Origin of the sequence: Ktedonospora formicarum (assembly GCF_016587355.1) — a bacterium.
Lineage (GTDB): Bacteria > Chloroflexota > Ktedonobacteria > Ktedonobacterales > Ktedonobacteraceae > Ktedonobacter > Ktedonobacter formicarum.
The window spans coordinates 101,961-115,281 of sequence record NZ_BNJF01000007.1; the positions used below are offsets into that span (position 1 = coordinate 101,961).

The 13,321-nt window shown below is 52.8% G+C and carries 12 protein-coding genes; 3 read left to right on the forward strand and 9 right to left on the reverse strand.

The window, feature by feature from the left end:
• The first annotated feature begins 11 nt into the window (after positions 1–11).
• Positions 12–731 carry a histidine phosphatase family protein gene (locus K3T82_RS40255; RefSeq protein ID WP_220199132.1) on the forward strand — a complete coding sequence of 240 codons (720 nt, stop codon included), beginning with the start codon at positions 12–14 and terminating at the stop codon, positions 729–731.
• 54 nt (positions 732–785) lie between these two features.
• Here the strand turns inward: K3T82_RS40255 and K3T82_RS40260 are convergent, their stop codons facing one another.
• The gene (locus K3T82_RS40260) at positions 786–1,988 is read right to left on the reverse strand and encodes a class I SAM-dependent rRNA methyltransferase (RefSeq protein ID WP_220199133.1); all 1,203 of its coding nucleotides are present in this window, start codon (positions 1,986–1,988) and stop codon (positions 786–788) included.
• A gap of 188 nt (positions 1,989–2,176) precedes the next feature.
• Positions 2,177–4,159, reverse strand: a complete 1,983-nt coding sequence (locus K3T82_RS40265; RefSeq protein ID WP_220199134.1) for a glycoside hydrolase family 15 protein — start codon at positions 4,157–4,159, stop codon at positions 2,177–2,179.
• Between the two features lie 451 nt (positions 4,160–4,610).
• Between K3T82_RS40265 and K3T82_RS40270 the strand changes: the two genes are divergently transcribed.
• Positions 4,611–4,766 carry a hypothetical protein gene (locus tag K3T82_RS40270; protein ID WP_220199135.1) on the forward strand — a complete coding sequence of 52 codons (156 nt, stop codon included), beginning with the start codon at positions 4,611–4,613 and terminating at the stop codon, positions 4,764–4,766.
• Positions 4,767–4,858: 92 nt separating this feature from the next.
• Here K3T82_RS40270 and K3T82_RS40275 read toward each other — a convergent pair whose 3' ends face one another.
• From K3T82_RS40275 to hemA, 7 genes are all read right to left on the reverse strand, one after another.
• Positions 4,859–6,007 (reverse strand): M20/M25/M40 family metallo-hydrolase, encoded by a 1,149-nt coding sequence (locus K3T82_RS40275; protein WP_220199136.1) that lies wholly within the window; start codon positions 6,005–6,007, stop codon positions 4,859–4,861.
• A gap of 6 nt (positions 6,008–6,013) precedes the next feature.
• Positions 6,014–6,994, reverse strand: coding sequence for a porphobilinogen synthase (gene hemB, locus K3T82_RS40280; protein ID WP_220199137.1), 981 nt, complete (start codon positions 6,992–6,994; stop codon positions 6,014–6,016).
• Between the two features lie 18 nt (positions 6,995–7,012).
• Positions 7,013–8,329: a glutamate-1-semialdehyde 2,1-aminomutase gene (gene hemL, locus K3T82_RS40285; RefSeq protein ID WP_220199138.1), complete on the reverse strand. Its 1,317-nt coding sequence runs from the start codon at positions 8,327–8,329 to the stop codon at positions 7,013–7,015.
• A 129-nt stretch (positions 8,330–8,458) separates the two neighbouring features.
• Positions 8,459–9,235, reverse strand: a complete 777-nt coding sequence (locus K3T82_RS40290) for a chlorite dismutase family protein (protein WP_220199139.1) — start codon at positions 9,233–9,235, stop codon at positions 8,459–8,461.
• Positions 9,236–9,274: 39 nt separating this feature from the next.
• A complete protein-coding gene (locus K3T82_RS40295; protein ID WP_220199140.1) occupies positions 9,275–10,126 on the reverse strand; it encodes a uroporphyrinogen-III synthase in 852 nt (283 codons plus the stop codon).
• On the reverse strand, positions 10,119–11,072 hold the full coding sequence (gene hemC / locus K3T82_RS40300; protein WP_220199141.1) for a hydroxymethylbilane synthase: 954 nt from the start codon (positions 11,070–11,072) through the stop codon (positions 10,119–10,121). Before hemC ends, K3T82_RS40295 begins: the two co-directional genes overlap by 8 nt.
• Positions 11,017–12,378 (reverse strand): glutamyl-tRNA reductase, encoded by a 1,362-nt coding sequence (gene hemA / locus K3T82_RS40305; protein ID WP_220199142.1) that lies wholly within the window; start codon positions 12,376–12,378, stop codon positions 11,017–11,019. Before hemA ends, hemC begins: the two co-directional genes overlap by 56 nt.
• Positions 12,379–12,747: 369 nt before the next feature.
• On the opposite strand from hemA, the gene K3T82_RS40310 reads away from it, so the two are divergent.
• A complete protein-coding gene (locus tag K3T82_RS40310; RefSeq protein WP_220199143.1) occupies positions 12,748–13,227 on the forward strand; it encodes a hypothetical protein in 480 nt (159 codons plus the stop codon).
• Positions 13,228–13,321 lie beyond the last annotated feature (94 nt).

A 13,321-nucleotide genomic window follows, 5' to 3' on the forward strand; every position in this document is an offset into this window, starting at 1 on the left:
CATTGGAGCTTATGAATACTAGCACAGTTAATACCATCTACCTGATTCGTCACGGCGAGAACGTCGCCAATGTCACTGGAGAATTTTCGTATAAGCGCGTCGACTACTCATTAACCTCTAAAGGGGTTTTACAGGCCGCACAAACGGCGACCTACTTGTGTGAGCGCCACATCGATGCTATTTACTCTTCACCACTCAAACGCGCACGTGAAACGGCTGAGGCAATCGCGCACCCCCATAACCTATCGGTGGATATCCTTGAAGAGTTCCGGGAAGTGAATGTCGGAGACCTGGAGCAGGCGGAACCAACGGCAGCGAACTGGGATATCCATAACGCGATCATTGCCCAATGGTATCACGGGAAACTTGATGTACGCTTCCCTAATGGAGAGAATTTTCTGGAATTGATAGAACGCTCGAAGAATGGTTTGCGTACAGCCACTCAGGGCAGGCAAGGGCAGGTAATCGTAATTGCAGGTCATGCCGGTATCTTCACCGCCATCGTCTCAGCCATCTGCGGACCCGAAAGCCTCCCGATTATTCGCCAGACACGCAAGCATAACTGCTCTATCACTGAAATAGAAGTGACCACAAGTGACCAGGATGTCACAGGCAAACTCGTAGAATGGGCGGCATGTGCCCACCTATCAGGCGAGGCTGCATCCTTTATCGCTCCCGTCCCGGAATTCACCTCTGAGAAAAATGAAGGAAAAACGGCGACAGCGCACTAGCGCTGCGCCTTTTCCCTCGGAGGGAAACGGATTCTCTCCTCAATCTGATACAGCCTAGAGCACGCGACAGAAGATTGTTTTGAGATAGTTGGTCTCAGGCATAGCAAGGTTCGTGGGATGGTCAACGCCATGCGTGTAGGACTCCAGCAATTGCACCGAACGCTTCTGACGCTGCGCGCTGTTCGAGACTACCCCTAACAGATCATCCATACCAATCACACCCGAACAAGAACAGGTCAACAAAATGCCACCCGGACGCAAGACTTGCATCCCCAGAGTGTTCAGGCGGCGATAGGCCTTGAGGGCCTGTGTACGCGCCCCTTGATTCTTGGCGAAGGCAGGCGGATCAAGCACAACCACGTCAAATTGCTCTCCGCGCTCAACAGCCTGTTCCAGGTACGCGAAGACGTCATCTGTCTGAAATTCATGCTGCTTAGGATCAAGGCCATTCAGCGAAAAATGCTGACGTGCCGCCTCAATCGCGGGCGCAGAGACATCTACGCTCACTGTACGAGTACGCTCATCGCTCAGGGCCGCATAGACCGAGAAACCGCCACTATAGCAGAAGCAATTGAGCACACGCCCATCACGTGCATACTTCCGAAGAGCCTCGCGTTTATCGCGTTGATCCAGAAAGAAGCCTGTCTTCTGTCCCCGCCAGGGGTCAACAATGAACCGCACGCCGTTCTCTACAATCTCGACCTGCTGCGGGACTTCGCCAGCGATAACGCGAGGCTCTTCCACTTCTAAACCCTCACGTCGACGCGACTGACTCTCATTACGCAACAGGAGGCCGCGCGCGCCCGTCTCCTCCATCAGCGGCTCTATAAGCAGAGGTAGAAGACGCTCCATCCCCAGGGTATGTACCTGGGCCACCAGCACATCCGCGTAACAATCAATCACCAGGCCAGGCAAGCCATCTCCTTCAGAATGAATCAGGCGATAGGCATTGGTGCTTTGAGGCTCAAAGACCTCGCGCAGACGCATGGCATCACGAACACGCTTGCGAAAGAAATCACTATCAATAATCTCGGCACTCTCATGCGTCAGAATACGAATGGCAATATCGGTTCGGGGATTATAATAGCCACGTGCCACAAATTGCCCTGTAGCCGACTTCACATCCACTAATCCACCAGGCTCGATCCAACGAGGGGGTTGCTGTAGAGCACCCGAGAAGATCCAGAGGTGCCTACTAAGCAGGCTCTCTTCTCTATGGGGCTTTAAACTCGCGGTAGGGTATTGCACAGATGACACAATTAGTACACTCGCTCTCTCAGTAATTGATTTGCCTTCGCTATTATCACACACCTGTAAAGGGGAGGCGTCATATGTCGCCTTTGGGAGTTCACTCAAAACAAGAGAGATGAGCAGGCTTACTAATAGCAAACCCGCCCATCTCTCGATCTTGTGAAGCGCTTATAGCGCTAAGAAATTGCCCTTGATTATTGTTTCTGCAAGCGAATCGCCGCAATAACCGGGTCGGTATGGTGCTCCGACATCCGAATTTCGGCTTTACGCAGGTTAAAGGCGCTATTGATGAGCGCAATATGCGTAAACGCCTGGGGATAATTACCAAGAGCCCCTCGGGAATCCGTGTCAACTTCTTCTGAGAAGAGGCCCAGGCGCCCCGCGTAGCTGAGCAAACGCTCAAAGAGCGAGCGAGCTTCATCAACGCGTCCCTGCATCGCGAGATTATCAACCAGCCAGAAAGTGCAGATAGTAAATGTGCCCTCATGTCCTTCGAGCCCATCCTCAGAAATGTATCGATAGACAAAGCCATTTTCATCTGTCAACTGTTCCATCATGCGATCAATGGTTGAGCGCATACGTGGATCATCTGGCGGAATAAAGCCAACCAGGGGTAGGAGGAGGTTCGCGCCATCCAGAGCGGTATCTCCATAGGACTGTGTAAATGCTCCGATATTTGTATCGTATCCATTCGCCAGAATATCCGCTCGGATTTGATCACGTACCAGGAGCCAGCGCGGCAGATCAGCCTCAAGGTTAAGCTGTTGCGCGGCGCGAATACCACGATCCAGCGCCACCCAGCACATTACCTTGGAGTAGACATAGTGGCGATCCTCGCCTCGGACCTCCCAGATGCCACTATCGGGATCTTGCCAATGGGCGCAGACATGTTCAACCAGTTCACACATCAGCGTCCACAATGGGCCATCCAGCGTCTCGCCATAGCGCTCAAAGCCTCCCTGGCGACGATAGAGATGGATACAGTCGAGCACTTCACCAAAGACATCCATCTGCTTCTGCTTGGCGGCACCATTGCCAACGCGCACCGGGCGCGAACCACAATAACCGTCAAGATGCGACAATTCCATTTCCGTCAGGTCGCGTTCGCCGCGAATCCCATACATGATTTGGATCGACTCACCATCAGCATGTGTCAGGCGGTGCAACCAATGAGTAAAGGCGCGCGCCTCATCAGTAAAGCCGAGGACATTAAGCGCATAGAGGGTGAAGGTTGCATCACGTAGCCAGGTAAAACGATAATCCCAGTTACGGACCCCACCAATATGCTCAGGCAGCGACGTTGTCGGAGCGGCAACTATCGCACCAGTTGGCGCATAGGTCATCATCTTCAGCGCCAGAGCACTCCGCTCAACCCATTCCTGGTAGGGACCACGATAATTACAGATAGAGACCCACTCTCTCCAGCAATGAAGCGTATGTGCCAGTTCAGCGTCAAAGTTGCGCCGATGCAACTCGCCTTCAACTAGACGGCGTGTCGCCTGAGCATTCCGTCCCATACCTAAAGCAAAGAGCAACCGCTCACCCTCATACAGCGTCACGGTAAGCGTGACAGAGGGATGACGAGCCTCTTGATCCTGCACCACATTCACAGTGACCGAAGGTAGGATATCGGCGCCAATGATCGCGAGGCCCACATGCTGATCCCCACCCGAAACGAGAATGCCTTTATTCCCGGGAACCAGACTTACCTCACTAGGAGACGCCGCATAATTTGGGCTTACTTTCAAGGTCATACTGATTGACATTTCGCCATGTGTGCATTCCACAATGCGAACCAGACAATGACAGGAACCATCCTCGCGTGTCCAGCTATTATTATTCATTCCCTGATACGGCCAGGCGCGCAAGGTCTCCACTGGCATAAAATCTGTCAGCACCATTTCGCCAGAGGTGCTGGTAAAGCGTGTCTGTAGCACATTACTACCACGTAAGTAGCGCTGTGTACCTGGAATGGGCTCCGTAGGAGAAATTTGAAAGTAGCCGCCATGCTCATGATCAAGCAAACGACAAAAGATGGCTGGACTATCGAAGTCAGGTAGGCATCCCCAGTCGACCGACCCATCAGGGGCGACTAACAAGGCTGAATGACAATCGCCAATGACTCCGTAAGAATTAATAGGTAGATAATTGCGATTAATATCGGTCATCCCAACCATTAGACTATACTTCCTAGAACTGTTCGGCAGTGAACCGTTCGGACAACATCCTTAAAATTTGCTAAATTTTTATTAGAATTCCCTTAAAGCTCTATAAATAGAGGCTTATATCAGGGTTAGACGCAGAACCCCGGAGAATAGTAACAGTTTCTCCCATTAGTTTTTGAAAGATCTCACTATCCCCCTGTAGCAAGCTCCTGAGCTTGTTCGCACCTATATACAAGAGCTTAAAATCGCCAGGAATTAACCTGCTACAATACCCCTTTTTTAGGAACAGGCATGTATACTACTCTTATCTGTAGTAAGGATATCCCGATCCATTTCTTTCCATATCGCATGTCCATAAGGCTGCCATTTTTAAGAAGCGGAATACTTTTACACACACAGATAGAGGCTTGTTCTTCAGGGAGATTATGGAAAAGATAGCATATTATGAGGAGTTTGTATGCATATGCTCACACACATGATCAAGCATCCAGCAGGGCGCGTCGGCCTGACCATAGGGCTGGCATTCGGTTTCCTGGCGACATTACGTGGTAAAACAGGTAAAGCATTACTTCTGGTGGGGCTCTGTGGGATGCTCGCAAGCCGCATGGCACGTTCATAGCAGCAAAAGAGGCAATTTTTTTCAGTGATTGCAAGCTGAAAAATTGCCTCTTTTGGATAACCCATATGTCCTAATGATCAGCTAATACGGCCTTACTCCTGCGTTGAAAGGTGCTCACAGGTATGTAAAATGAGATGTAATAGCTGAGAGATACCATCCGCTACGGGAGCCAGTGGGACCCATTCGTTCAAGGTATGGGCCTGTTTCCCCTGCGAGACTCCAACACAAATAGCTGGAATGTTTAAACTCAGTGGAACATTGGCATCGGTGCTGGAAGAGACAAATTGTGGCTCTAGCCCAACCCAGCGTAGTGCCTTAGCCGCCAGAAGTACCAGCGGGGCATCCTGGGCAATCTGACCCGCTGGGCGCTCACCCAACACTGTAATCTCACTCCGCAATCCTTCGCCAGCCCCAGTCTCTATTATATTGCGCACATGTGTGGCGAGATCCTCTAACGCCCTCACATCGGTCGAGCGCAAGTCAAGCAGAGCTGAAGCAGTCGCCGCAATCGTGTTAACCGAGGTCCCCCCCTCGACGACACCAACATTAAAAGTCGTGCGTGGCTCTTTGGGGACCTTCACGTCCGCGATAGCCGCAATGATGCGCGCCAGCCCATGAATGGCGCTTGGCTTGCCAAAAGAGCCGTAGGAGTGCCCTCCTGGCCCACTTACTGTAATTCGCCAGCGCAACGACCCAACCGCTTCATTGACAATATAACCCAGGTTACCATCAATGGCGATGACAGCCCCAAGCTGGCTTTGGTAGCGCTCTACTGCCGCCCTGGCTCCTCGCAGGTTCCCTAACCCTTCCTCTCCCACATTCGCGACGGCGATAATGTCTATTGGCACTTCACGCTGCATCTGATCAAGGATCTTGAGCAGCGTTATCATGGTCGCCACGCTCATGCTATTATCGCCAATGCCCGGCCCATAGAGAATATCCCCCTCACGACGCACATTGAGCGGGGTTTCCTCTGGAAATACTGTGTCCAGGTGCGCCAGAAGCATTAAAACGGGACCAGCGCCTCGCTTGCCACGGCGCACATAGACATTGCCAACCTCGTCGCTCTCACAGTGGTAGCCGCGCTCACTGAGCAGGTTCGCGACAAAGGCGGCCCGCCTCTGCTCACTTCCAGTAGGCGCTGGCACAGCGCACACACGTTGCGTCAGTTCCGCAACTTCTTCTACATGCTCGCCAGCCAGGGATCGAATCTGGTTCAGTTCATCCTGAGAGAGAGCCATGCACAATTATCCTTCCTTCAGCCATTGCGAGACTTCAGGCGCAAAGTAAGTAATGAGCATGTCAGCGCCCGCGCGTCTCAATCCTGTCAGGACTTCCATGACCACGCGGCGCTCTTCAATCCAACCATTCTGTGCCGCCGCCTTGATCATGGAATATTCTCCACTCACATTATAGACAGCAAGCGGTAAGTCACAATGCTCACGCACTCGGTGAATGATATCCATATACGCCATAGCAGGCTTAACCATAACTATATCCGCGCCTTCGCTAATATCAAGGTCGACTTCGCGCAGAGCCTCGCGAGCGTTAGCCGGGTCCATCTGATAGGAGCGACGGTCACCAAACTGAGGCGCGGAACCAGCCGCCTCGCGGAAGGGGCCATAGAAACCAGAGGCAAACTTGGCGGAATAGGCCATGATTGGGATTTGCTTGTGCCCCTGCTCATCCAATGTGTGGCGTAGGACGCCTACACGACCATCCATCATATCCGAGGGAGCAACGATATCAGCACCCGCCTCAACATGCGAGCTAGCCATACGCGCGAGCAGGTCGAGCGATTCATCATTGAGCACATCACCGTTATGAATGACACCGCAGTGTCCATGGCTCGTATATTCGCAGAGGCACACATCAGTTATGACCAGCATCTCAGGCACTTCGGCTTTGATACGGCGAATAGCCTGCTGAATGATCCCTTGCTCCGCGTAGGCCTGCGACCCCACTTCATCTTTCTCCGTGGGAATACCAAAGAGAAAGACACCTGGAATGCCAAGCTTCGCCAAGCGCTCTACTTCGCGCCCAACCAGTTCAAGCGGCCATTGCACAATGCCAGGCATGGAAGCAATGGCGCGTGGTTCATTGATGTCTTCAGCGATGAACATGGGATAGATAAGTTGACTCGCCTGCAAATGGGTCTCACGTACCAGTGAACGTAGCACCTCGTTCTGGCGAGTACGCCTCATTCGTACTATAGGAAAACCTGTCATGGTTGTCATGCCCCCTTTCTAAGCTTGCTGACGTAATATTGACTCTACAGCCTTTACGGTCTCTTCCAGTTGCGCATCTTCCTGAGCCAGGGAGAGGAAACAGGATTCATACTGCGAAGGTGGCAGGTAATACCCACGCTCTAGCATAGACCAGAAATAGCTGGCGAAGCGCGCCGTATCGGCCTGTTTCACATCCGCGTAATTGTGAATGGGTTCCCTGGTAAAGTAGAGGCAGAACATCGCGCCAAGGCGGACAAATTGGGCATCCGCTCCCGTGTCGTGCAAGACGCGTGTAATACCGTCGCCAAGCAACTGACTCTTATGCTCCAGACGCTCATACTGGCCAGGCTTACGCAGTTCTTTGAGCGTCGCGACACCTGCTGCCATCGCCAGTGGATTACCGGAGAGGGTGCCAGCCTGATACATGGGTCCCAGGGGCGCAACGACCTGCATGATCTCACGTCGTCCGCCATAGGCACCAACAGGCAATCCACCTCCAATAATCTTGCCAAAGCAGGTCAGGTCAGGAGTAATCCCTACGCGCTCTTGCATGCCGCCCAACGCGACGCGGAAGCCAGTCATCACCTCGTCAAAGATCAGCAAGGAGCCATAGCTCGCAGTCACTTCGCGTAGCCCTTCCAGGAAACCAGGAACGGGCAGAACAAGGCCCATGTTCGCGGCTATCGGTTCGACGATGACGGCGGCGATCTCATCAGGGTAGGTGCTAAATACCTGCTTAATAGCTTCAATATCGTTATAAGGAACTGTCAACGTATTCACCGTTGTCTCGCGTGGCACGCCCGGGCTGTCTGGTAATCCAAGCGTGGCAACGCCTGAGCCAGCCTGCACCAGCAACATATCGGCATGCCCGTGATAGCAACCGCTAAATTTCACAATCTTGCTGCGTCCGGTATAGGCACGTGCCACGCGCAGGGCGCTCATGGTCGCCTCGGTACCAGAGTTGACGAAGCGGATCATCTCAACCGAAGGCACGCTGTCAATAACCAGGCGTGCCAGTTCGCTTTCGGCCTGGGTGGGCGCACCAAAGGTAAATCCTCGCTTGCTGGCATCCATCACGGCGTCCAGAACGTCAGGGAAGCCAAAGCCCAGGATCATCGGACCCCAGGATTGCACAAAGTCGAGATAACGGTTACCGTCGACATCATAGAGATAGGGACCCTCCGCCCTCTCAAGAAAGACGGGGTCGCCGCCCACTCCACGAAAGGCCCGCACCGGACTGTTGACACCACCCGGCATCAGTTGTTGCGCCTCCTGATAGAGCGCGTGTGAGCGTGATAGATTCAGCTTTTGCTCTCCTGTTGGCAGTTGACTCATAAACAATAGCCCCTCTCCTTGAACAGAACACTTCTCAGCCAGAATATTCTATGATCTTCTATCGGCAAAAGGATGCAGAGGGGCAACCAGCACCCTCTGCATTTCATGACCTGAATCAAACCACTTACATTACGCACCAATGGCGTCAAGAATCTCGTCCAATGATTCCAGGACACAGAGGAACATAGGTGTATCACGCAGCGTATACTGGCTGGCCTCTGTCTCGCGCAACTCTTGAACAAGGTCGAGGAAGTCTGGAATACTATCTGATTCAAAGGCCACGACAAACTCCTGATCATCAATACCAAAGGAGTAGGTGGTATTCAGCTTGATCTGGGGATACTTCAGACCGATGCGAATGTGCTCGTTCATCATGCGCTTGCGCTCTTCAAGCGAGAGCTTATACCAGGGGCGTGTCTTGACGAAGGGATAGACAAAGAGATATTTGCTATCTTCGGGAGAGATCACCAGACGAGGATCATGCGCACCGCGCGCGTTCTTACCGACATAGACCGAACGCTTGGTCATCGCCAAGAAGGCTTGCGCCTCGCTCAGATATGGTCCCATCAGGCTGCGCCGAATCTGACTACTCAACCAGCGCAGGTCTTCAATATCATATGTCGCGGTCCACAGCATGAAATCGCAGTCGGAGCGCACGCCATAGAGGCTATAGCTACGGATCAACGCACGCTCAGAATACTCATCAAAAATGCGCTTAAGCTGGCGCTTGCCCTCGGCGCGTACATCTTCGGGCAAAAGTTGCCACTTCTGATCCAGCTTGTAGAATGTGAAGCGTACCAACTGGCGTGGCTGCTTCGGCTTTGGCTGCTGAGCAGCCGGAGCGGGCTGGGTCTCCTGCGTACCGCCGGGTGCGGTTGCAGTGATCTCGGTTGTCTGTTCTGCCATGACGTTATCCCCTATCATTCTTTAAAGAAATAGCTTGTATTAAGCGCTCGCGATTGCCGCGAGTAAGCCATCAATGGTATATTCTCTGGCTTCAATAGCCACTTGTAAACCTAAATCGTGAGCCGTTTGGGACGTTATGGGACCAATACTGGCAATCTTCGTCTGCCCCAGAATGGCCTGTATGTTCTCATCCGGAACACATTGGCGTAACCAGTGAACGAAGTTGCGCACTGTTGAAGAGCTGGTGAAGGTCAGAATGTCAATTTCACCTTGCTGTAGCTGACGTAACACCACTCGCCCCTGCACGTCATCACGTGCGACCGGCAAAGTATAGTAAGCGGCAACCTCATCGACGTGCGCGCCTGCACCTTCCAGTTCAGTGACCAGGACCTTGCGCGCCTCGGCGGCGCGGGCCAGCAAGATATGCTGACTTGCGATATTATGTCCTTGCTGATGCACAAAGGCCAGCAGTGCCGTAATAACGCCTTCCGCGATGTATTCATCGGGCACAAGGTCAGAGCTCAGGCCATATTCACATAAGCTCTCAGCCGTCGCGGGACCAATGGTCGCGATGCGTAGGGCTGGCTGCCTGGTACGCAGACTCGCAGGCTCAATGCCTAAATCGCGTAACCGTCGCATGCAGATATTGACACCATTCACACTGGTCAGGATCAACCAATCATAGAATGTCTCGCTGCCCGCGAGACGAAGTAGAGCAGTATCCAGAGCGCTCCAATCCTGCGGCGGCTCGATACGAATGGTAGGGAACTCCAGGGGGAACGCCCCCAGAGCACGCAGACGCTGGCTAAAGGTCGAAGCCTGCTCTCGCGTGCGTGTTACCAGAATGCGCTTCCCTTGAAGTACCCCTGGTGAGGTCTGAGTATCAGGCATGCTGGTGCTCCTGGGCGCGGCTGCCGTCCACTTCGGCAATGATCGTTTGAGCCCCCTGTGCCAGAGCCTCCTCTGCGACCTCAATACCCAGGCGCTCGGCGCTCTCAATCAAAGAATGCCCATCCCAAATGATATTCTGGCGCACCAGGATGCGGCGCTGCCCATCCAGGCTCGTTACCAGTCCGCTCAATTCCATACGCTCGGCGTGAATCCATGCATGAGCCGCCACGGGCAGATAACAACCCGCGCCCAGGCGACGCATAAACATACGCTCAGCACTCGTCGTCGCCTGTACGTTTTTATCTTGAAGCGCTGTCAGCAGATCACGCAGTTCAGGTTCCTCGCGCGTCTCTAAGCCAAGAGCACCTTGTCCAGGCGCGGGGAGCATATGGGTCAGCGGGAAATAGCTGATTTGCCCCTCTAATGTGGTGTGCAGATTCATGCGGTGAAGCCCGGCTGCCGCCAGCACAATCGCATCATACTCACCCGCTTGCAGCTTGCGCAAACGCGTATCGACATTGCCGCGCAAGGAGAGAATCTCCGCCTCAGGGCATATATGGCGTATCTGTGCCGTTCGCCTCAGGCTACAGGTGCCGATACGTGGAGCACGCTCGATGCTTCCGCCTTCCAGAATCCCCTGCTCTGTAATGCGTAGATTACCATTTGAGACCAGTACATCACGTACATCTTCACGGGGTCCCGGTGAGATGACACACAGCCCCTCTGGCTGCGCGGTCGGCAGATCTTTCAAGCTGTGGACTGCCAAATCGATGCGCCTCTGCTGGAGAGCGCGCTCAATCTCAGCCACAAAAACACCATCGCCGCCAATACGTGAGAGCGGCATATTCGTTACGCGGTCGCCCGTGGTACGAATTTGCTCAACGACGACCTCAAGTGCGGGCCACCGCTGATGTATCCGCTCGACGATCCACTGGGTCTGTATCATGGCGAGCTTGCTGGCTCGCGTTCCTATCGTAATCTTTTTCATGTCCATTTTCCAAAGCAAAGAGATAGCGTGCCGCTTCAGCGTAGACATGCCCCTGTCCAACCGCCGCCGCGTCCTTCAAACGTAATGTTGGAACGTGTAAAAGTTTATTAACTAAACGATGTGTTAATTCTTGAATCGCGGCTGCCTCTCGCTCAGAGAGTGTCGACGAGAGTTGGCGGAGTGTGCGAGCAAGCTCTTGCTCGCGTAAGAGATCCGCATGCCTGCGCAAATCACTGATAGTACCCACGACGCCAAGCGAAGCGAGCCAGTTCTCAAATTGTGTGGACTCTTGCGCGATGATCGTGCGTACATGTTCTGCCTCTTGCCAGCGCAGATCAATGCCTCGATTCACCTCAGACTGTAGATCATCTATATTATACAGATGGACTCCCGTTAACTCACTTACCGACGGTTCAACGTCACGCGGCAAAGCGAGATCAATCAGCAGCAATGGTCGCCCATCGCGTTTGACCATCACCTCATCCATCATCTCTCTGGTGACTAGTGCAACCGGAGCTTTGGTTGAGCTAATCGCCACATCAGCATGTACCAGTGTCTCCGCGAGTTCATTAAAAGTACGATGCTGAGCCCCTAGAACGGAGACCAGATCAGTAGCATGTTCATAGGTGCGATTAACCACTGTCAGGTTACGAGCGCCATTATCATACAGATTGCGCGCGGCGAGCTCGCTCATTTGCCCCGAACCAATTAACAGGACTGCCGCATCCTGCAAGCTCGGAAAGAGGTGGCGGGCCAGTTGTACCGCGACATGACTGAGAGATGCAGCATTACGGCTGATTCCTGTCTCACTTCGCGCACGCTTACCAGTCGTGACTGCCGCTCGAAAGAGGGCGGAGAGAATAGGACCACAGAAACCCGCACCCTGGGCAATTTCTAGAGCATCGACGACCTGACCTTGAATCTGAGGTTCACCGGGAACAAGTGAGAGGAGGCCGCAGGCCACACTCAAAATGTGGTTGATGGCATCCTGACCAGTGAGAAAATAACAATGCTCGCTCAATTCCTCACTTGCAACGTCGCGCGACTCACTTAATACGCGCAAGAGATCGGCGCGTCCCTGCTCCTCATCCTCACAGACAGCATACAGTTCGATACGATTACAAGTTGATAATAAAACGCTTTCCTGCGAAGTCTGCCGCGCAGCGCTCAACACCTGCGAAATCTGCCGTGCGGAACATGAGAGGCGCTCCCGCAAAGCAATAGGTGCTGTAGTGTGATCGGCACCAACAACTACAATTTTCATTGGAAACCTCAGAATTCTCAAAAAATTCAAGTGTCTATAGAGATTTTAGCGATTTTCACCAAAACGTCAAGGGTTTCTAGCACTATGTTTTATCGGTAGAACTCCTGATTTTTTCTCAGGTGCGCGCCAGTAACGCGCTTTGAACGGCAGGGTACTCCGCCTCATCAGTTCTAATGAGAAAACAGAGCGAGCAGATATCTACATTCCAGAAGAGGATGTTTGGGTAGGAGAGTCGTGCCATAAAATTGAGAGTAAGTTGACAGAATGTACCATTATGCGCTAAATCATAACATACAATTACATAGTGCATGCATACGTTTTGATATGCTTGATTGATTCTTAAAGGTATTGGTAAAGGATGGATGATGTATGTCTGAGAAAGATGGTTCACAACAGAGAATCTATCACGATAGCCAATCTCGGGGTATAGATTTATCACAAGCTTTCGAGGAACGAATGGACCCAATCCCTGTACGAACCAGCACGCCCCCACCGCCGCATATCAAATGGCCGATCATTTACCCTGAACAGCTAGAACTGGTGCAAACGGCAATCATGCCAGCCCTGCCTCCGAGCACGCCAAATCCTCTTCTAACAGAAACAGGCAGGCAAAGAGGTAAAAAGCTCCTCGATTACGCGCTAGCAACAGCCTCCCCCCCCAATGAACCTACCAGGCTCGCGTTTCCCCAACTCCCCAACACCCCCATTCCAGCACTTGATCTCATGGATCTTGAGGCTTCCCCCCACCAATGGCGGCAGTTACTGCTCAGGAGGAGGTACAGCAACAAACCTCGCTCTCTCAAAGCGAAAGCTCTAGCCGCTTGCGTGCCATTCGTCTATCTCGCATAAAGGAAGCGTAATTACAGTTGGTGCGAAAGGTTGTCGAGCGCGCCCCTTCACAATCTCACAATGCGAGAAATTATTTAGCATCCGAGGGCCTAGA